The 17,376-nt window shown below is 71.3% G+C and carries 16 protein-coding genes; 7 read left to right on the top strand and 9 right to left on the bottom strand.

Annotated elements, in window-relative coordinates; translation table 11 throughout:
• Positions 1-67: 67 nt before the first annotated feature.
• Positions 68-1,510, bottom strand: coding sequence for a glycoside hydrolase family 76 protein (locus tag AB0M54_RS11250; protein WP_364470469.1), 1,443 nt, complete (start codon positions 1,508-1,510; stop codon positions 68-70).
• Positions 1,511-1,622: 112 nt separating this feature from the next.
• Here AB0M54_RS11250 and AB0M54_RS11245 point away from each other — a divergent pair, with 112 nt between their 5' ends.
• Positions 1,623-1,997 (top strand): hypothetical protein, encoded by a 375-nt coding sequence (locus AB0M54_RS11245; protein ID WP_364470467.1) that lies wholly within the window; start codon positions 1,623-1,625, stop codon positions 1,995-1,997.
• Between the two features lie 31 nt (positions 1,998-2,028).
• Positions 2,029-2,610 (top strand): hypothetical protein, encoded by a 582-nt coding sequence (locus AB0M54_RS11240; RefSeq protein WP_364322599.1) that lies wholly within the window; start codon positions 2,029-2,031, stop codon positions 2,608-2,610.
• Positions 2,611-2,614: 4 nt separating this feature from the next.
• Here the strand turns inward: AB0M54_RS11240 and AB0M54_RS11235 are convergent, their stop codons facing one another.
• A complete protein-coding gene (locus tag AB0M54_RS11235; protein ID WP_364470465.1) occupies positions 2,615-4,189 on the bottom strand; it encodes a GGDEF domain-containing protein in 1,575 nt (524 codons plus the stop codon).
• A gap of 242 nt (positions 4,190-4,431) precedes the next feature.
• Between AB0M54_RS11235 and AB0M54_RS11230 the strand changes: the two genes are divergently transcribed.
• Positions 4,432-5,037: a flavodoxin family protein gene (locus AB0M54_RS11230; protein WP_364322601.1), complete on the top strand. Its 606-nt coding sequence runs from the start codon at positions 4,432-4,434 to the stop codon at positions 5,035-5,037.
• Here AB0M54_RS11230 and AB0M54_RS11225 read toward each other — a convergent pair.
• A complete protein-coding gene (locus AB0M54_RS11225; RefSeq protein WP_364470463.1) occupies positions 5,009-5,743 on the bottom strand; it encodes a TetR/AcrR family transcriptional regulator in 735 nt (244 codons plus the stop codon). The genes AB0M54_RS11230 and AB0M54_RS11225 overlap by 29 nt on opposite strands.
• Before the next feature lie 51 nt (positions 5,744-5,794).
• Between AB0M54_RS11225 and AB0M54_RS11220 the strand changes: the two genes are divergently transcribed.
• Positions 5,795-7,456: an MFS transporter gene (locus tag AB0M54_RS11220; RefSeq protein WP_364322603.1), complete on the top strand. Its 1,662-nt coding sequence runs from the start codon at positions 5,795-5,797 to the stop codon at positions 7,454-7,456.
• Here AB0M54_RS11220 and AB0M54_RS11215 read toward each other — a convergent pair.
• From AB0M54_RS11215 to AB0M54_RS11195, 5 genes are all read right to left on the bottom strand, one after another.
• Complete coding sequence (locus AB0M54_RS11215) at positions 7,370-7,738, bottom strand: hypothetical protein (protein WP_364322604.1); 369 nt, start codon at positions 7,736-7,738, stop codon at positions 7,370-7,372. The two genes, AB0M54_RS11220 and AB0M54_RS11215, sit on opposite strands and share 87 nt — an antisense overlap.
• A gap of 64 nt (positions 7,739-7,802) precedes the next feature.
• Positions 7,803-8,240, bottom strand: a complete 438-nt coding sequence (locus AB0M54_RS11210; RefSeq protein ID WP_364470461.1) for a rhodanese-like domain-containing protein — start codon at positions 8,238-8,240, stop codon at positions 7,803-7,805.
• A complete protein-coding gene (locus AB0M54_RS11205) occupies positions 8,237-8,707 on the bottom strand; it encodes a cysteine dioxygenase family protein (protein WP_364322607.1) in 471 nt (156 codons plus the stop codon). The genes AB0M54_RS11210 and AB0M54_RS11205 overlap by 4 nt, the downstream gene beginning before the upstream one ends.
• Positions 8,708-8,938: 231 nt before the next feature.
• Positions 8,939-10,183: a protein kinase gene (locus AB0M54_RS11200; protein WP_364470459.1), complete on the bottom strand. Its 1,245-nt coding sequence runs from the start codon at positions 10,181-10,183 to the stop codon at positions 8,939-8,941.
• 40 nt (positions 10,184-10,223) lie between these two features.
• The gene (locus AB0M54_RS11195) at positions 10,224-11,222 is read right to left on the bottom strand and encodes a magnesium transporter CorA family protein (RefSeq protein ID WP_364322612.1); all 999 of its coding nucleotides are present in this window, start codon (positions 11,220-11,222) and stop codon (positions 10,224-10,226) included.
• Positions 11,223-11,579: 357 nt separating this feature from the next.
• On the opposite strand from AB0M54_RS11195, the gene AB0M54_RS11190 reads away from it, so the two are divergent.
• The 3 genes from AB0M54_RS11190 to AB0M54_RS11180 all read left to right on the top strand — a co-directional run bounded on the left by AB0M54_RS11190 (position 11,580) and on the right by AB0M54_RS11180 (position 14,020).
• On the top strand, positions 11,580-12,608 hold the full coding sequence (locus tag AB0M54_RS11190) for a neprosin family prolyl endopeptidase (protein WP_364470457.1): 1,029 nt from the start codon (positions 11,580-11,582) through the stop codon (positions 12,606-12,608).
• 186 nt (positions 12,609-12,794) lie between these two features.
• On the top strand, positions 12,795-13,304 hold the full coding sequence (locus AB0M54_RS11185; RefSeq protein ID WP_364322616.1) for a sigma-70 family RNA polymerase sigma factor: 510 nt from the start codon (positions 12,795-12,797) through the stop codon (positions 13,302-13,304).
• On the top strand, positions 13,301-14,020 hold the full coding sequence (locus tag AB0M54_RS11180) for a zf-HC2 domain-containing protein (RefSeq protein WP_364322618.1): 720 nt from the start codon (positions 13,301-13,303) through the stop codon (positions 14,018-14,020). Before AB0M54_RS11185 ends, AB0M54_RS11180 begins: the two co-directional genes overlap by 4 nt.
• A gap of 10 nt (positions 14,021-14,030) precedes the next feature.
• Here AB0M54_RS11180 and AB0M54_RS11175 read toward each other — a convergent pair whose 3' ends face one another.
• Positions 14,031-17,342, bottom strand: a complete 3,312-nt coding sequence (locus AB0M54_RS11175; protein ID WP_364322620.1) for a BTAD domain-containing putative transcriptional regulator — start codon at positions 17,340-17,342, stop codon at positions 14,031-14,033.
• Positions 17,343-17,376 lie beyond the last annotated feature (34 nt).

Genomic DNA, 17,376 nt, shown 5'->3' with positions numbered 1-17,376 from the left:
TGTTGGCGTTCACCAACACGGTCGGCAGACGGAATGCCCGGCCGGACCCGAGAGTCGCGAAAAGTAGTCAGTTAGTGACGTTGAGCAAGTCCAGGACGCTGTGCTGGCAACTGTGGTTGGTGGCCACCCGCGGTCCGGCCCAGTGGCTGCCGTACGCGTCGATGGTGTCCCGGTTGGTGGCGTAGTTGCTGTCGGCCTGCCGCCGCAGGTACGCGTTGTACGCCCCGCCCGTCGCCGAGTTCAGCACGCCCAGGCCCCGGATCGCCGCGCCCTTGAACGACGCGCCGTCACCGCTGCACCCGGACTCGTTCGGCTCGGTGAGGATGCCGTTGGGGGAGAGATAGGTGCTGGTGGTCATGGCGTCACCGATCCGGCGGGCCACGGTCAGCGCGTTCGCGTCCCCGGTCAGCCGGTTGATCTGGACCAGCGCGTTGATCAGCACGCCCTGGTTGTAGGTCCAGGTGACGTCGCCGTTGTTCCGGCAGGTGCTCAGGTTGACGCCGTCGTTCACCAGGTTCTGGCCGTTCACCATCCCGGTGGTCTGGAACCAGGTCCACCCGGCCACGGCCCGTTGCCGATAGACGCTGTCGCCGGAGATCCGCTGGGACAGGGCCGCGTTGAGCTGGATGTAGAGGCTGTTGGTGATCGCGTTCTTGTAGGTCCTGGCGGTGCTCCACCAGACGCCGCCACTGCACCGGGTGTCCCAGTAGGCGAACATGTGGTCGGCGTCGGCCCGCGCGGTGCTCAGGTAGCGGCTGTCGCCGGTCAGGTCGTACGCGGCCACCCAGGCCATCCCCCACCAGCCGGTGTCGTCCAGGTACTCGTTGCGGAACTGGCCCAGCCGGGAGTTGACGTTCTTGTCGTAGGTGCCGGCGATCGCGTAGCGGTAGCTGTTCATCCCGCTGACCCGGATGTTCTCCTCGAGCGCGGTGAGCGCGTTGGCGCCGGTCCACCAGCCGTTCGTGTCGAACAGGCCGGTGCCGCGGTCCCAGCGCATCATCAGCGCGGTCGCCGCCGAGGTCCGCCGGTCCCAAGCGTTCCAGTTGCTCCGGGTCCACGGCGTGCAGGCGATCTCGGGGCGATCGCCGGCCTTGCCGCAGGCGCGCAGGGCGCCGACGCCGACGTTGTTCCAGTCGTCGACGTTGAACTGGGTGGTGCGGGTCGAGGTGCCGCCCGTGGGGATGCGGGTGGCGCCGAGCCGGCTGCCGTCGGCCCAGCCGCGGCCGCCGTCGAACGATCGGTCCAGCCAGACCTCGTCGGTGGCCTGGCCGCCCTCGACCGTGCCCCACGCCATGGCATCGGTGTCGTTGACGTGCACGCGAAGGGTGCGGCCGTAGATCGTGGCGCTGACCGTGGGCCGGTCGCCGGGTGCGAGGGCCGCGTCACGGCCGTCGCAGTAACGGTTGCAGACCGTTGCGGCCTGCGCGGGGGATGAGGGGATGAAGGGGACGGTGAGAAGGCCCGCCACGGCGGAGACGATCGCCAGACGAGCCAGTCTGCGCTTCGACATAGTTGTCAACAAACCGTAAAGATTCGCGTACGTCAATGGATGGGGGATAAGCAACCGGTTTGCCACGGTCGGACGGTTTTTCCGGGGGGACGGATCGGCCGAAAGAACCGCCATGCGCAACCGCCGTAGCCCCCGCCTCAACATCACCGTTCTCGGTGCCACCTCCCTGCTCGCCATCGCCCTGAGCGGCGGCGGCGGGGTGCAGGCGCTCGCCGTCGCGCCGCCGCCCGCCGTGGTCACCGGGACCGTCGAGCCGCCGGCCGTCGCCGGGTCCTGGCGCAGCGCCGACGGCACCGTGAGGCTGGTGCTCCGGGGCGATCTCACGTACGAGCTGAGCGTCCAGGGCCGGGAGCGGAATGCGCACGGCTCCTACGCCGTCGACGGCTCCGACCTGCGGCTGCGCGACGACGACGGGCTGCGTACCCTGGCCCGGGTCACCGAGGACGGCCTGATCGAGCTGGCCGGCCACGAGCTGTTCCCGGCCTAAGCCATCCCGGGCCGCCGCCGATCGTGAGGTCATGCGTAAAGCGGTGGTGGGTGTGGTCGCGCTGCTGGTGCCGGTGCTGCTGAGCGGCTGCGCGGCGCTCGGCTTCGACATGTCGATGAAGCCGAACACCGAGGCGAGCGACTCGGCGGGCGGCCCGGTCAGCGACGCCGGCTGGATCGTCGGTGAGACCGGCAAGGCCACGCCGAGCCCGACGCCGACCGTGGGCAACGGCAAGTACGCCGGCGCCTCGCTGCCGCCGGTCTCGTTCCCGCCGCGGGACCCGTCCTGCCCGAGGGCCCGGACCGCCGAGCCGGTGCTGATCCCGATGACGATCACGCCCGGCGCCGGCTCGCTGACCGTGTCCTGGCCGCGGCAGCGCGCCTCGAACTACCGGATCACCGCGGTGCCGCAGCCGCTGCGGTCGGGCAAGCAGCCCGACCCGGTGTGGCAGGACGTCGCGCCGGCCGGCGGGTGCACGGTCACCGCCACCATCTCCGGCCTGAAGAAGGGCCTGCCGTACGTGGTGTGGCTGGACGCGCCCGCCTCCGGTTACTGGAAGGACGGCACGAGGCACACGTACGCCGGTGAGTCCGGCGTGGTCTATCCGAACTGAAGGGTCAGGCGGCGATCGTGTTGCGCCCGCTCCACTTGGCCGCGTAGAGGCGGTCGTCGACCGCGCGGAACAGCGCCTCGGCGGTCATCCCGTCGGTCAGCTCGGCCATGCCCACGCTGACCGTCAGCCGCACCCCGGCCAGGATCTCGGCCCGGGCCACCGACTGCCGGATCCGCTCGGCCACGTCCCGGCCGTGCGCCGCGTCGCCGCGCAGGAAGAGCACAAACTCGTCGCCGGCGTACCGCACCGCCTCGTCGCCCGGCCGGCAGTGGCTCACCAGCAACGTGGCCACCTCGCGCAACACCCGGTCGCCGGCGCTGTGCGAGTACGCGTCGTTGACCGCCTTGAAGTGGTCGAGGTCGACCAGCAGCAGGGTGAGCGGCCGGCCCAGCTCGCCCGCGTCCACCTGGCCGAGCAGGAGGTCGAAGCGGCGCCGGTTCCCCAGCCCGGTGAGCGCGTCGCGGCGGCTCTCCTGTTCCGCGTCGGCCCGCGCGGCCTCCACCTCTTCGCGCTGCCGGGCCTGGCGCAGCATGCCGACCCGTTGCAGCCGCAGCTGCCACAGTTCGCGCACCTGGTTGGCGACCGCGGCGAACAGGTCGCGGCTGGGCTGGCCGCCGTCCAGGGCGACCGCGGTCAGGCCCATCTCATAGCGGATGATCGGGCGCTCGTCGGGATGGGGCGCGGAGAAGTCGCAGAGCTGGTGAGCGGCCAGGAACTCGCGGCGGGACTCGGACAGCCGGCCCGAGGCGCGCCTGCTGATGCCCAGCGCGAGATGGGCCATCCGGGCGAACTCCCAGCTCTCGCCCTCACGCAACGGCATGATCGCGGACTCGGCCAGCTTCTCGGCCACCGCCGTGTCACCGAGCTTGGCCAGGGCCAGGGCCTGGACCGCGGTCATGCAGGGGTCGCCGGGGTGCTGGTCGAGCCAGCGCCGGGTGATCGCCGCCGTGCGCCGGAGCCGGGTGGCCGCCTCGTCGAAGCGGCCGACGTGGTCGAGGCGGACGCCCCAGTAGAGCAGGGTGCGCGAGTAGACCAGGTCGAAGGTGGTGGTCCGGGAGCTGTCGCCGTCCTGGGCGGTGAGGCGCTCGTACGCGTCGGCCGCCGTCTCGTACATCTGGGCCACGGCCGCGGCGTGCGCGAAGGAGCACATCGCCGACCGGTGGCGCTCGGACCGCGGGCAGAGGTCGAGCAGCATGCCGGCCCGGGCCAGGTAACGCATGCCGTCCACGTAGCGGGTCTGCAGCACCCGCATCTGTGCGAGGTCGCAGAGCACCTTGGCCTCGGCCACCACGTTGCCGGTGCGCCGGTGGGTGGCCAGCAGCAGCTCGCCCACCGCGGTGGCGTCGTCGATCCGGCCGCCGTAGAGGAACGCGTACATCTTCGCCTGCTGGAGGAAGGCGATGGTCCGCTGGTCGTCGACCGCCTCGGCGATCGTCAGGTAGGCCTCGGCGGCCCGGATCGCCTCGGGGGTGTGGCCGCCGGTGGCGAGCTCGTAGGCCCGGCGCGCGAGCAGATGAAGTGGACCGTAAGCGGTGACCGGCACGGGAAACCGGTCATGCGGCTCGATCCACTCCGACATGACCCCAGTATCGGCAGTTTGCTGCTGGTGCCAATAGCCCAGACCGAAACGCCTGACTTTTCGGTTTCGCGAAAACTCCCACCGCGGCCCGAAGTTGATCGTGCAGAGCGCGGAAAGCCGCTGGTGAACGACCGGGAGGAGCCGGTCGCGGCCGGGACGGCCTCGAATCGCCGCCGGGTGTAGAAGGCTCATCGTCGGGTACGTCCTGATCGTCACGGCGTACACCGGAAAGGTTCTTCCTCATGCGGGCCCTGGTCATCAACTGCACGCTCAAGCCGTCGCCTCAGCCGTCGAACACCGAGGCCCTCGCGCGCGTGGTGGCCGAGGCGATGGAGAAGGACGGCGTGACCGTGGAGTGGGTGCGGGCGGTCGACCACGACATCAAGCCCGGCGTCGAGAACGACATGGGCCCGGGCGACGCCTGGCCCGCCATCCGCGAGAAGGTGCTGGCCAGCGAGATCCTGGTGATCGCCAGCCCGACCTGGGTGGGCAAGCCCTCGTCGGTGGCCCAGCGGGTGATCGAGCGGATGGACGCGCTGATCACCGAGACCGACGACAGCGGTCGCCCGGTCGCCTACAACCGCGTCGCCGGCGTGGTGAACACCGGCAACGAGGACGGCGCCCACCACGTGATCGGCGAGATCGCGGGCGCGCTCGGCGACATCGGCTACACCATTCCCGGGCAGTCCTGGACCTACTGGCACCTGGGCCCGGGCGCCGGACCGGACTACCTCGACGAGCAGCGTGGCCACGACTGGGCCGACAAGACCGGCCGGGCCATGGCCCAGAACCTGGTCACCGTGGCGCGGGCCCTGGCCGCTACTCCGATGCAGGCGCCGCCGGAATGAGCCGGGCCAGCCCGTCGACCAGCATGTCGAGCCCGAACTCGAACCGCTGACGCCCGTCGCCGCTGGTCAGCGCCTCGCCGTGGGCGCGCAGGTGGGGATAGTGGGACGCCGGCAGGGACTCGTAGTAGTCGCGCAGCTGGCCGGTGAACTCGACGAAGTACTCGTGCACCCGCTCCGGTGAGTCGCCGAAGCGCTGGAGGTAGAGCGAGTTCTCGTAGGCGTCGGCGACGATGTACAGAAAGATCCGGTCGAGCGCCCAGCCGGCCTTGGTCGGGTCCATCCCGGCGCCCAGCAGCAGGCCGAACATCGCGTCGGAGACCCGCATCGCGTGCGGCCCGGTCGGAATCTGCGCCATCGCGGCCTTGGCCACGTCGCCGTGGCGCACCATCACCTCGTACCCGGACCGGGCCAGTTCCTTGATCTGTTCCTGCCAGCGGGCCGGGTCGGGCGCCGGGATCGGGATGTCCCGGCAGATCTCGTCGAACATCAGCTGATAGAGCTCGTCCTTGTTGGCCACGTGGGCGTAGAGGCTGGACGCGCCGGTGTCGAACTCGGCGGCCACCCGGCGCATGCTCACCGCGTCGAGCCCCTCGGCGGCGACGATGCGCAGCGCGGCCCGAACGATCTGGTCACGGGTCAGCGGCGGGCGGGCGGCGCGGGCCCGCGTGGGGGAGGGCTGGCGCCACGGCGGCAGGGGGATGTCCATCATCGAACAATGTACTTGACGCGAACAGTGTTCGGCCGTAGAACGGTGTTCGTGACGACGAACAGTGTTCTGGACAAGACCGAAACTCCGTATCGATGGCGCTGGGCCGCCTTGTTCGTGATCCTCGCGGTCGAGGTCATGGACCTCTTGGACGCCCTGGTCACGTCGATCGCCGGGCCGGTGATCAGGGCGGAGATCGGCGGGTCGTACTCGCTGATCCAGTGGCTCGGCGCCGCGTACACCCTGGCCATGGCCATCGGCCTGCTGACCGGCGGCCGGCTCGGCGACATCTTCGGCCGCCGCCGGATGTTCCTGATCGGCGCGGCCGGCTTCACCCTCGCCTCGATGCTCTGCGCGGTGTCGTGGAGCCCGAGCATGCTGATCGGCGCCCGCGCCGTGCAGGGCCTGTTCGGCGCGCTCATGCTGCCCCAGGGCCTCGGCATGATCCGGCAGATGTTCTCGCCGGCCGAGCAGGCCAAGGCCTTCGGCGCGTTCGGGCCGGTGATGGGCCTCGGCGCGGTGGGCGGCCCGATCCTGGCCGGCTGGCTGGTCGACGCCGACTACTTCGGGGCCGGCTGGCGGATGATCTTCTTCATCAACCTCCCGCTGGGCCTCTTCGCGATCATCGGCGCGCTCAAGTTCCTGCCCGAGTTCAAGTCCGAGCGGCCGCTGCGGCTCGACCTGGCCGGCGTGGTCCTCGCCGCGATCGGCGGCTTCCTGCTGCTCTTCCCGCTGGTTCAGGGCCGCGAGCTGGACTGGCCGGTCTGGATCTTCGTGATGCTGGCCGCCGGCCTGGTGGTGTTCGGGCTGTTCGGCGCCTACGAGAACCGGCGCGACAAGCGTGGCCTCGACCCGCTGGTCACCCCGAGCCTGTTCGGCAAGCGGGCGTTCACCGGCGGCCTGGCGGTCGGCATGGTGTTCTTCGGGGCGCTGATCGGCGTCGGCCTGATCTTCACGCTCTACCTGCAGGTCGGGCTCGGCTACTCGCCGATCAAGGCCGGTTTGACCACGCTGCCGCAGGCGGTGGGCATGATCGCCGGCTTCATCGCGGCCGGGTCGGGGCTGACCGAGCGGCTGGGCCGGCGGCTGCTGATGCTCGGCATCGCCGTGATGCTGGTGGGGACCGGCGTGGTGGCCGCCACCGTGGCGCTGTCCGGCGCCGACCTCGAACCGTGGCACCTGATCGCCGGCCTGCTCCCGCTCGGCGTCGGCATGGGCCTGGCCATGGCGCCGTTCTTCAACATCGTGCTGGCCGGCGTGGACGACGAGGAGACCGGTTCGGCCTCCGGCGCGCTCACCTCGGTGCAGCAGCTGGGCGGCGCGTTCGGCATCGCGCTGCTCGGCACGGTCTTCTTCGGCCTGCTGCCCGGGTCGGTCACCTCGCACGTCGACCAGTCGCCGGCCAAGCTGACCGCGGTGCTGGCCGAGGCGGGCGTGCCCGCCGGTCAGCAGGCGGGCGTCGCGGCCGGGATCCGTGCGTGCCTGCACGACCGGGTCGCCGAGGACGACCCGGACGTGCAGCCCGCGTCCTGCCGGGCCGCCCCCGCGGGCCCGACCGGTGACCGGGTCGGCGAGTACGCGCAGGGTGTCGTCAAGGACGCCTTCCGCGACTCGGCCGTGCGCAGCCTAGGCGTGGCGTTCCTGATGATCCTGGTCGCCTTCGCCGCCGCGTTCCTGCTGCCCCGGCAGGCCCGCCCCGACGCCGGCCATTGACAGCACCCGGTGTGGCCGGTCCGCGTCGCCGTCCGGCGGTGGCGCGGACCGGTCGGCCTGGAGCCGGAGCGACGAGCTCCGCATCAGCCGCCAGGCCATCAGGGCGGCGGCCACCACGCCCAGTCCACAGTGCACGAACAGCACGCCGATCAGGCCCGGGCCGCCCCAGTCGTGCAGATAGGTCGAGGGGTCGCCGAAGTCGATCGTGAACGGCTCGACCACGGCGCGAGCGACGAAGTAGACCCCGGCGAGCCAGAGGAGAGCGCTACCGATTCGCTTCATGCCGACAAACCTAGGGCCGCCCGGCCGCGCGAGGGGTGGTGCTAACCCCACCAGATCCCCTGACTTATCCCCTAGTACCAACGGTAGGCAGGCCCGCCGCCTTCCAGGCGGCGAAGCCGCCGGCCAGGTCGGCCGCCCGGTGCAGGCCCAGGTCCTGGAGTGAGGCGGCGGCCAGGGAACTGGTGTAACCCTCCTGGCAGGTGATGATCACCTCGAGGTCGTAGCGGGTGGCGAAGCCCAGCCGGGCGTCGCTCCGGGGGTCGAGGCGCCACTCCAGCACGTTGCGTTCGATGATCAGGGCGCCCGGGATCTCGCCGTTCAGGGCCCGCTGGGCCGCCGGGCGGATGTCGATCAGGACGGCGCCCCGCTCGACGGCGACGAAGGTCTGCCGGGGGTCCAGCCGGCGGATGCGGGTGCGGGCGGCGGCGAGCAGGTCGTCGATGCCGGTCGAGCCCGGCGGCGGCGCGACGAAGCTGGGCGTGGTACGGAGGACGGCGGTCACCACTGCGCTCCCGCCCGCTCGACGGTCTCCACGGCCAGGCCACCCTCGGCGATCCGGTAGCGGGTCATGGTGGTCAGCGCCGGACCGTACGCGTGGATGCTGATCGCCGGGCGGTTCGACCGGTTGGTGATCCGGTGGATGTGCCGGGTGCCGAACCGGCGACCGGCGCCTTCGCCCAGCTCGCGGGCGGCGATCCGGGGTGGGCCGTCCTCGCCGGCCACGGTGTCCTCGGTGAGCGTTCCGGCGTAGACGTGGAAGGCGCCGGCCGAACCGCCGTGGTCGTGCAGGTCGGTGCCCTGGCCGGGCAGCCAGGTGAGCAGCCAGACCTCGTGGTCGTCGGCGACGTTGAGGCGCTGGTACCAGCGTTCACCCGGGGTGAACCGCGGCGCGACCGGCCAGCTCGACGGGTCGTCGGCGTATTGCCGGGCGATGGCGAGGTGGTCGAGGCGAAGGTCGATGGCGGTCACGGGAGCTCCTCCGTTTGCATATATTGCCTATCAGTTCTATAGGTTTACCGCGATACGGCGACCAAGCGTGCGCAGACACGCGGATCCGCCGGTGCGAAATCCGGTCGCGCAAGGGGGAAATGTGGGAGAGAAGGCGCTGGTCAGCGCGGACAGCGCGCGCTGGCGCACCGCGCCAGGTCGATCGCCAGGCGGGCGGTGAGAAGGAGGCCCTGCCGATTCATGCGACCATGGTCATCGGCCACGAGGCGACGGGTCAATGCCGGTACCACCATGTGGGAGCGGGGTGAAGCTCGCCACGATCTGGTCCATGAGGTGGTCGTACGGGTTGGCCGGGGTGGGTTCCAGAGCAAGATCGGGCCGTACGCGCAACGAGCGCCGGCTCCCCGGATCGCGGAAACAGGCCGCCCGGCCGTCGGACGCGCGGGTCCAGCCCGGCGGCAGGGCCAGGCGGAATCCGAGCGGATCGTCGAACCCGGCCCAGCCGGCCGGCCGATACCCCGGCGCGTCCGGGCCGTCATCGACGTACGAGCCGGCCACGGACACCTCGTCGCAGAGGTCGGCGGCGGGCGGGGAGGCGGACGGGCGTACCGATGGAGGGGTCACGGCCTCGCGGGCCAGGGCCGTCCCGGCGGTTCCGGCCAGCACCACCGCGGCCAGCGCGACGCTGATCTTCGTACTGCGGGCCAGCCGTCGTCCGGCCTTCCGGGCCGGCACCGGGAAGACGCCCATCGTCCGGTCGGCCACCCGCCGCAGCAACGGCTCCAGCCGGTCCGCGGTCAGCCGGGCGCCCGGGGCCGGCACCAGCAGCTTCGCGATGACCGGGGTCAGCGGCCCGGGCCTCGCCGGCGGATCCGGCAGCTGGGTGAGGACCGCGTGCAGCGAGGCGAGCGCGGTGTCCCGGGCGTACGGCGACCGGCCCTCGACCGCCGCGTGCAGCGTCACGCCCAGCGACCACAGGTCGGCCGCCGGCCCGGACCGCTCGCCGCGGATGCGCTCCGGCGCCAGGTACTGCGGCGACCCGATCGCCGGGTCGGGCCCGGCCCGGTCCACCGTGGCCTGGCCGAAGTCGGTGAGCACCACCCGGCCGTCGTCGGCGAGCAGCACGTTGTGCGGCTTGACGTCACCGTGCAGCACGCCGGCGGTGTGCGCGGCGCGCAGCGCGTCGAGGACGCCGAGCCCGATCCGGGCCGCCTCGCGATGGGTGACCGGGGCGGCGTGCTGGAGCGAGCGCGACGGCACGTACTCCATCACGATCCAGCAGTCGCCGGGCGAGTCGATCACGTCGAAGACCTGGACCACGTTCGGATGGTCGAGGCGCGCGGCCGCCCGTGCCTCCCGGATGACCTCGTCCTGGTAGAGCGACTTGATCGCCACCTGCCGGTCGAGCAGCTCGTCGTGGGCCAGGAAGACGCGGCCCATCCCGCCCGCGCCGATCAGATCGAGCAGGCGGTAGCGGCCGTTGACCAGGTCGTCCACACGCCTGATTCGGAGCCGCGGGGCCGGCGGATGGGTCGGCTCACCACCAGCCGCGCCGTTTGGCCCAGGTCAGCAGCAACACCGACATGATCACCATGACGGCCAGGACGCCGATCAGCGCGCTGACGTGGGTGCGGTCGTTGACGATGATGTTCATGCCGTAGATCGAGGAGAGCGCCGTGATGGGCAGTGTGACCACGGCGATCACGGCCAGCCGCTCGGCCGCGATGGTCATCTTGGTCTCGGCCCGCGCCCGGTAGAACTCGATCACGCCCTGCAGGTACTCGCGCTCGCCGTCGGCCAGGCCGCGGATCCGGTTGAGCTGGTCCACCACGTCGTTGACCAGCGGAAGGTCGACCTCGGCGTGGGGGAGGCGGTTGCCCAGGGTGGCCAACCGGCCGTACACCTCGGCGCCGAGCGCGCCCATCGTGCGGGCCGCGAGCAGGCCGTGCCGGGCCTGGAAGAGCTCCTCCAGGAACTCCTCGGGATTGCCCATGTGCCCGCCGGTGACCCGCTGCTCCAGCATCCACACGTCCCGGGTGAGATCCTCGATGAACTGCTCCAGGCGGTGGGTCAGGGCGCTGACGATCGCGTACGAGAGCTCGATCGGCGTCCGGGGCCGCAGCCGGCCCGACTCGATCCGCCGCCGGACTGCGCTCGTCTCGCGCAAAGCGACGTCTGGGTCGACAGCGGGATTGATCGGGCCGTGCACGGTGACCACATACTTTTCACCGATGATCTGGTCCAATTCGATGTAATGGACATGTCCGGAAGGACCACGTTCGGGACCATGCAGGATCAGCAATTGTTGATGCTGATAGATCCGTACCCGGGGCACCCGATTGCGCTGCAGGCAATCGCGGACAGCAAGGGGATGCAACTCGAGAACATCGGTGAGCAGAGCGACGGCCTCGTCACTGCACTCTGGAATGTCCACCCAGATCAGGACTTCTTCCCGCATAAGGAGCGCCGCCACGTCGGCGATCGAGTGCTCCTCGGCCCCGTCCGCGGTGAGAGCGAGTACGCGCACGCCGGACATGGATCTCACGCTAGACCCGAAAGAGCCACCCTGCAGTTTGCCTCTTTCTGAACGGTCGCTGAAGTCGGCGTTCAGCGACGACACCGACACGCTCCGTCGACCACAATGGTCGTGCCATCACCTGATCGGTCCACACGGCCGACCGTCAAGGCGGAAAAGCAGCTCAGAGCGCGACTGCGCAATTGAGGAAGCTATATGGTGGCGTCGCCGCTCAAGAGCCGGTGCCGGAGGTCCCTCGCACACTCAGCCTCCGATCCCCCGATGAACGAGGACGGACACGTGTCGATTCCCCGCCGCGGTTTATTGGCCGCCGGCCTAGCCGCTGCCGTAGCCGGATCCGTTGGTGTCCTCTCGATCGTGAACGCCAACGCGGACGAGGTGCCCGCGGCCGCCGCCGCGCAATCGTCCGCTCCCGCCGCGGCCGCCGATGACGGCTTACGCCAGCCGCCGCCGCTGTTGCCGTGGGGGGAGAAGCCGTCGCCGGTGAAGAAGGGTGCGCCCGGCGCCACCAGCAACTCGCTCGCCGCGACCGGCGCCGACATCGCGCCGGCCGGTGCCAAGGCGTCGACCCTCCCGGTGCCGGAGTTCGGTCCCAAGGGCTTCACCAACAAGAAGCGCACGCTGCGGCACAGCCGTACGACAGTCGCTCCCGCGCCGCCGGTCGTCGGCGCGCTGCGCGAGGCGGAGCCCAAGAAGGCGAAGGACGTCAAGTACCACTACGCCTCCGGCTGGCAGTACGCGGAGACCGACGGCACCTCGGCCAACGTGCTGATCAGCAAGCCGTACCTCGCCGAGGGCGACTACCACACCCTGGCCGAGATGACCGTGCAGTCCGCCGACGGCATGCAGAAGGTCGAGGTCGGCTGGGTGGTCAGCCGGAACGTCAACGGCGACGTCGACCCGCACCTGTTCGTCTACCACTGGGTGGACGACAAGGAGACCTGCTGGAACTCGTGCGGGTGGACGCAGATCAGCAAGGACGTGGTCCCCGGCGACACGCTGCCGACCGGCGTCTACAAGAAGTTCGGCATCCAGCAGTTCGACGACGCCTGGTGGATCGCGTACGACTCGGTGTGGATCGGGTACTTCGACAACAAGCTGTGGAAGGACCGGTACACCAAGGGCGGACTGGTCCAGTGGTTCGGTGAGGTCGCGTCGTCCAAGTACGAGCCCTGCACCGACATGGGCAACGGCACCCTGGCCGGCAAGGACACGGCGAACCGGTTCAACAGCCTCTCGCTGATCAACGGGCCGAAGGTGGCGTACACGCTCGAGTCGAAGAGCCCGCACCCGGACCCGGATCCCGACCCCAAGAAGCCGCCGGTGTACCCGACCGACTTCTACAGCGATCGCACCTTCAAGTTCGGCGGTCCGGGCGACTGCTGACGACTACCTGAGCGGTGTCCGTCCCAAGACGATGCCCGGTCCCCGGCGAGGGGGGACCGGGCATCTCCCTGTAGGTGTCTCGACCGCGTGTCCGCACCCGGGTCGAACCGAACCCAGCTTCACGGTGTACAAGGAGGTGGCCGGACCGCACACCGAGGAGAGACCAGGCGGGCGATGAAGAGACGGGTGAGTCCCGACGAGGAGCTGATGACCGCGCTCTACACGGAGCATTACGCGGTGCTTCTCAGCTTCATCTCGCGCTATGTGCGGGACCGGCACAAGGCCGAAGACCTGGTGCAGGAGACCCTGCTGCGCGCCTGGAAACACATCGACCACCTGGACACCGACCCGGGACGGACCCGCTCCTACCTGCTGACCATCGCCCGTAACGTGGTCACCAACGCCTGGCGGGCCGAGCAGCGCCGCCCCCACCTGGTCGCCGACGAGGCCGCGGTGAACGCGGTGCCCTCGGCCGACAACGTCGACCAGCTGGTCGAGGGCTGGCTGGTGGCCGAGGCGCTGGAGCGGTTGTCGGACGAGCATCAGGCCGTGGTCCGCGCCATGTACTACGAGGGGAAGAGCGTGGCCGACGCCGCCCGCAAGCTCGCCGTTCCCGAGGGAACGGTCAAGTCGCGGGCCTACTACGCCGTCCGGGCTCTGCGTACCGCGTTCGAGGAGATGGGGGTGCTGCGATGAGCACGAGCGATCACGACGAGCTGCGCCGCCTCCTCGGCGGCTACCTCCTCGGCGGCCTGGACGAGGCGGACACCGACCGTCTGGACGCCCACCTGCGCGACTGTGACGACTGCCGCGGCGAGCTCGACATCCTGGCGCCGGTGCCCGAGCTGTTGCAGCGGCTGCCCGAGACGGTCCGGGCCAACGGCGGCACCGAGGCGGCCGGGCCGGCGCTGGCCATCGGCACCCGGCCCAGCCCGGAACGCATCGAGGGCCTGCTCCGCCGGATGCGCGCCGAGAAGTCCCGCACCCAGCGGCTGGCCCGGGTCCGCTGGCTGGCCGCCGCGGCCGTGGTGCTGGTCGCGGTGGCGGTCGGCTTCGGCGTGATCACCGCCGACCGCGGCCAGCGACAGCCGCAGGTGCTGCCCAGCCCCGAGCTGGTCACCGCCCAGTTCGAGTCGGAGGCGGGCAGCGGCCTCTCCGGCGAGGCCGTGCTCACCCCGAAGACCTGGGGCGTCTCGGTGTCGCTGGACGTGTCCCGGCTCGAGGGCGAGGGCCCGTTCATCTGCCAGATCCGCAACTACGGCGGGCAGGTCGAGCAGGCCGCCGTCTGGGGGCCGACGCCCAGCGGCAGCGCCAAGGTGATCGGAGCCAGCTCGATCCAGCTGCCCAACGTCAGCGCGGTCGCGATCGCCGACCGGCAGGGACACGTGCTGGGCACCGCCCACCTCAAATAGGGCCCGGCCCTCACACTCCCTTGACCCGGCGCAGGTCCCAGGCGGCGCCCAGGGTGCGGTAGATGTCGGCGGCGGCCGGGTCGCCGGCCTCCTCCAGCGCCGCGCCCAGCTCCGGGAGCCGGCCGACCGCGCGGTAGTGCTCGGCGGCCTGCCGGGCGTGCTCCGGGTTGCCGGTGCGCAGCGTGCGGATCCGGGCCGCCGCCGCGAACGCCCGCGCCGGCACGGTCTCGGCCGCCGCCTCGTCGGCGCAGGTCGACGCCGCGGTCGCGGCCACCTCCTCGTTGCCGACCGAGCGGGCCAGCCGGACGATGTCGGGCAGCCACTGGTGGCGGAGCATCAGCGGGGCGTACGTCGGCTCCCACAGCGGCGCGAGCACGGCCAGCGCGTCCTCCGGCCGGCCCTCCTGCACCAGGGTCAGCGACCGGGCCATCAGCAGGAAGTCGCAGGCCTCCCGCTCGGCGATGGTGGCCGGCAGTTGCGCCTCGGCCGCCTCCAGGTGGGCCTTGGCGGTGGCCGGGTCGCCCCGCCGACCGGCGATCAGCGCGGCCACACCGTGCAGCAGCATGGCCACCGCCGGTGGCTCCCGGGTGCCATGAAACGTTATGGCCGGATCGGTGTCGGTGACCTCGCTGATCTCGGTCAGCGCCTCGTCCCACCGGCCCTGCCAGTAGTACTGCACGGCCGCCGCCACCTGGAGGCTGGCCGGGAGGCCGTACCGCCGGGCCACGTCGGCGCCGGAGCGGATGGTCTCGCCCGCCTCGTCCAGCCGGTCCAGGTTCTGCAGCGAGAACACCCGGTTGTCCATCAGGTCGTAGAGCAGGGCGGCGTCCTCGTCGCCGACCGTCTCGATAGCCTGGTCGACGTGGTTCAGGGCGGAGAGGTGGTCGCGGCGGATCGAGTCGATCAGCCAGCGGGTCTGCAGGGCGAAGGCCTTCTCGTACGCCGAGTCGGCCAGCTCGTGCATCTCCACCGCGCGGTGTTCGGCCTTGTCCAGGTCGTCGAGGCTGCCCCGGCTGAACTGGGCGCGCAGGATCCGGTGCCGGGTCCGCCAGAGCTCGGGCACCTCGGGCCGTTCGAGGGCCTCGTTGAGCAGCCCGATCGCGCCGTGCTCGTCGCCGCGCCGGTACCGCATGGTGGCGAGCAGGTGGCGCATCTCCTCGCGGGCGGGCACCGCCGAGGCCAGGCCCAGCGCCTCGCGCGCCTCGGCCTCCGGGAACTCGTCCAGCCGGAACAGCAGCTTGGTCGTGGCCAGCAGCAGCGTCTCGCGTTGTTCCCGGGTCGGCACGTCGGTGGCCAGCACCTGGCGCAGCAGGTCGCCGGCGACCCGTGGCGCGGCCTTGATCAGCCGGGTCAGGTTGCCGGTCATCCAGCCGACCACCCAGGTGTCGACCACCAGCACCTCGGCGGCCAGTTGCTCGGCGATCCGGTTGACCGGGCTGCCCGCCCGGGCCAGCGCCTCGGCCGCGTGCCGCCGCAAGGTGGACCGAAGCGGGACCGGGATCGCGTCGTGCAGCGCCTGCCGGAGGAACGGATGCCGGAACGTCAGGAACTGTCCGGATTCGACGATGACGTGCGCGGCGGCGGCCTCGTCGAACGTACGCACCAGCAGCACCGGCGATCGGCCGGTCAGAGCGACCACGTCGGCCGCGGCGAACTCCATGCCGAGCAGCGCGGCCAGCCTCAGGACCTCCTGGGTGTCCGGGGACAGCGATTCCAGGGTGCGCCGGACCGCCCCGATCAGCGAGGCGGGCATCCGGTCGGCGACCGTGCCGTCGACCTCGGCGACGCCGTCGACCACCGTGACCGACCGCTGGCGCACCAGGTCGGCCGCCATCTCCCGGGTGTAGAGCGGGTTGCCGCCGGTCCGCGCGGCCAGGTACCGCAGTCCTTCGCCGGGCGCGCCGCCGACGATGTCGCCGATCAACGTCTCGACGTCGGGCGTGCTGAGCGGCTTCAGGTCGAGGATGTGCGCCTCGCGGCCGATCAGCGCCCGGCGGAGCTGGCCCAGCCGGGTGTCCGGCCGGGAAGCGGCCACGAGCAGCAGCGGTAACCGCCGGACGGCGCTGGCCAGCCGGCCCCAGACCAGCACGCTGGACTCGTCGGCCCAGTGCATGTCGTCCACGATCAGCAGCAGCGGCGCCCGCAGGCAGGCCTCCCGGATGAACCCGAGCAGGCCGGTGTCGCCCTCGCCCTGGAGCCGCTCGGCCGCCGCGGCCAGGCGCGGGTCGCTGGACGTGGTCTCGAGCCCGAGGGCCTCCATCAGCGCCTGGAACGGGACCCGCTGCCCGAGCTCTTCGGCGATGCCCCAGGCGACCTGGCAGCCGGCCGCGGTGGCCCGGGCGAACGCCGAGGTGAGCAGCTCGGACTTGCCGATGCCGGCCTCGCCCTCGAGCCAGACCGCGTTGCCCCGGCCCTGAGCCAGGTCGTCGACCAGGCCGCTGAGCAGCTCCAGTTCGTCGCGGCGCCCGATGAACGGGACGCCGGAACGGGCCCGGGTGACATGCGCGGGCACGATCCGCAGCCGCGGGATCGGTTCCGGGACGGGCGGTGGCGGCGGCGCGACGACCGGCGGCGCGACCTCGGCGATCTCACCGGCGAGCAGGTCGCGTTGCACCTTCCGCAGCGCCGTTCCGGGCTCGATGCCCAGCTCGGCGATCAGGACACCGCGCGCGGTCTGATAAACCTCGAGAGCTTCGGCGGTACGCCCGGAGCTCGCCAGCGCGCGCATCAGCAACTCGTACAGAACCTCGTGCAGCGGATGATCGCGGACCAGGCCCTGCAGCTCGGTCACCACCTCGCCACCGCGGCCCAGCTCCAGCACGGTCCGGGCGCGCTGCTCCAGCATGCCCAGCCGCATCTCGCCCAGCCGTCGCCGTTCCTGTTCCACGTACGGTCCGGTGACACCCGCGTACGGCTCACCGCGCCACAGCGCGAGCCCGGCGTCCAGGGCGGCGATCGCCCCCGCGCGATCCCCCTCGCGCAGCCGGCGATGGGCCTCGCTCCGGCCCTGTGTCAGTTTTTCGACATCGACCGACGACGCGGTCAATTGATAACCGCCCGCGACCGTGGAAAGACGCTCCGCAGCCGGACCTAGAACGCGCCGCAACCCGGACACATAAGTGTGCAGGCTGCCTCCCGCGCTGGCCGGTGCGCTGTCCCCCCAGACCGCGTCGACCAGCTCGTCGCGGGTCATCGCCCGTCCGACCTGCGAAACCAGTACGGCGAAGACAGCACGCTGGCGGGAGGGGCCGAGGACCACGTCCGCGCCGTCGACAACCGCGCGTAATTGGCCTAACACCTCCGCGTGCAATTCACCGCTCATCCGCCCCCCTCGACGTCTGTGCGTTTCTTCCCGT

The sequence above is a fragment of the Actinoplanes sp. NPDC051470 genome (assembly GCF_040682035.1).
GTDB lineage: Bacteria > Actinomycetota > Actinomycetes > Mycobacteriales > Micromonosporaceae > Actinoplanes.
The sequence above is the reverse complement of the archived record's forward strand: the minus strand, read 5'-3'. Positions and strand labels throughout refer to the sequence as shown.

Excerpts from the sequence above, each read along its gene's own strand:
- AB0M54_RS11250 (WP_364470469.1), bottom strand. The coding sequence starts at position 1,510 with ATGTCGAAGCGCAGACTGGCTCGTCTGGCGATCGTCTCCGCCGTGGCG.
- AB0M54_RS11245 (WP_364470467.1), top strand. The coding sequence starts at position 1,623 with ATGCGCAACCGCCGTAGCCCCCGCCTCAACATCACCGTTCTCGGTGCC.
- AB0M54_RS11240 (WP_364322599.1), top strand. The coding sequence starts at position 2,029 with ATGCGTAAAGCGGTGGTGGGTGTGGTCGCGCTGCTGGTGCCGGTGCTG.
- AB0M54_RS11235 (WP_364470465.1), bottom strand. The coding sequence starts at position 4,189 with ATGTCGGAGTGGATCGAGCCGCATGACCGGTTTCCCGTGCCGGTCACC.
- AB0M54_RS11230 (WP_364322601.1), top strand. The coding sequence starts at position 4,432 with ATGCGGGCCCTGGTCATCAACTGCACGCTCAAGCCGTCGCCTCAGCCG.
- AB0M54_RS11225 (WP_364470463.1), bottom strand. The coding sequence starts at position 5,743 with ATGGACATCCCCCTGCCGCCGTGGCGCCAGCCCTCCCCCACGCGGGCC.
- AB0M54_RS11215 (WP_364322604.1), bottom strand. The coding sequence starts at position 7,738 with ATGAAGCGAATCGGTAGCGCTCTCCTCTGGCTCGCCGGGGTCTACTTC.
- AB0M54_RS11195 (WP_364322612.1), bottom strand. The coding sequence starts at position 11,222 with ATGTCCGGCGTGCGCGTACTCGCTCTCACCGCGGACGGGGCCGAGGAG.
- AB0M54_RS11180 (WP_364322618.1), top strand. The coding sequence starts at position 13,301 with ATGAGCACGAGCGATCACGACGAGCTGCGCCGCCTCCTCGGCGGCTAC.
- AB0M54_RS11175 (WP_364322620.1), bottom strand. The coding sequence starts at position 17,342 with ATGAGCGGTGAATTGCACGCGGAGGTGTTAGGCCAATTACGCGCGGTT.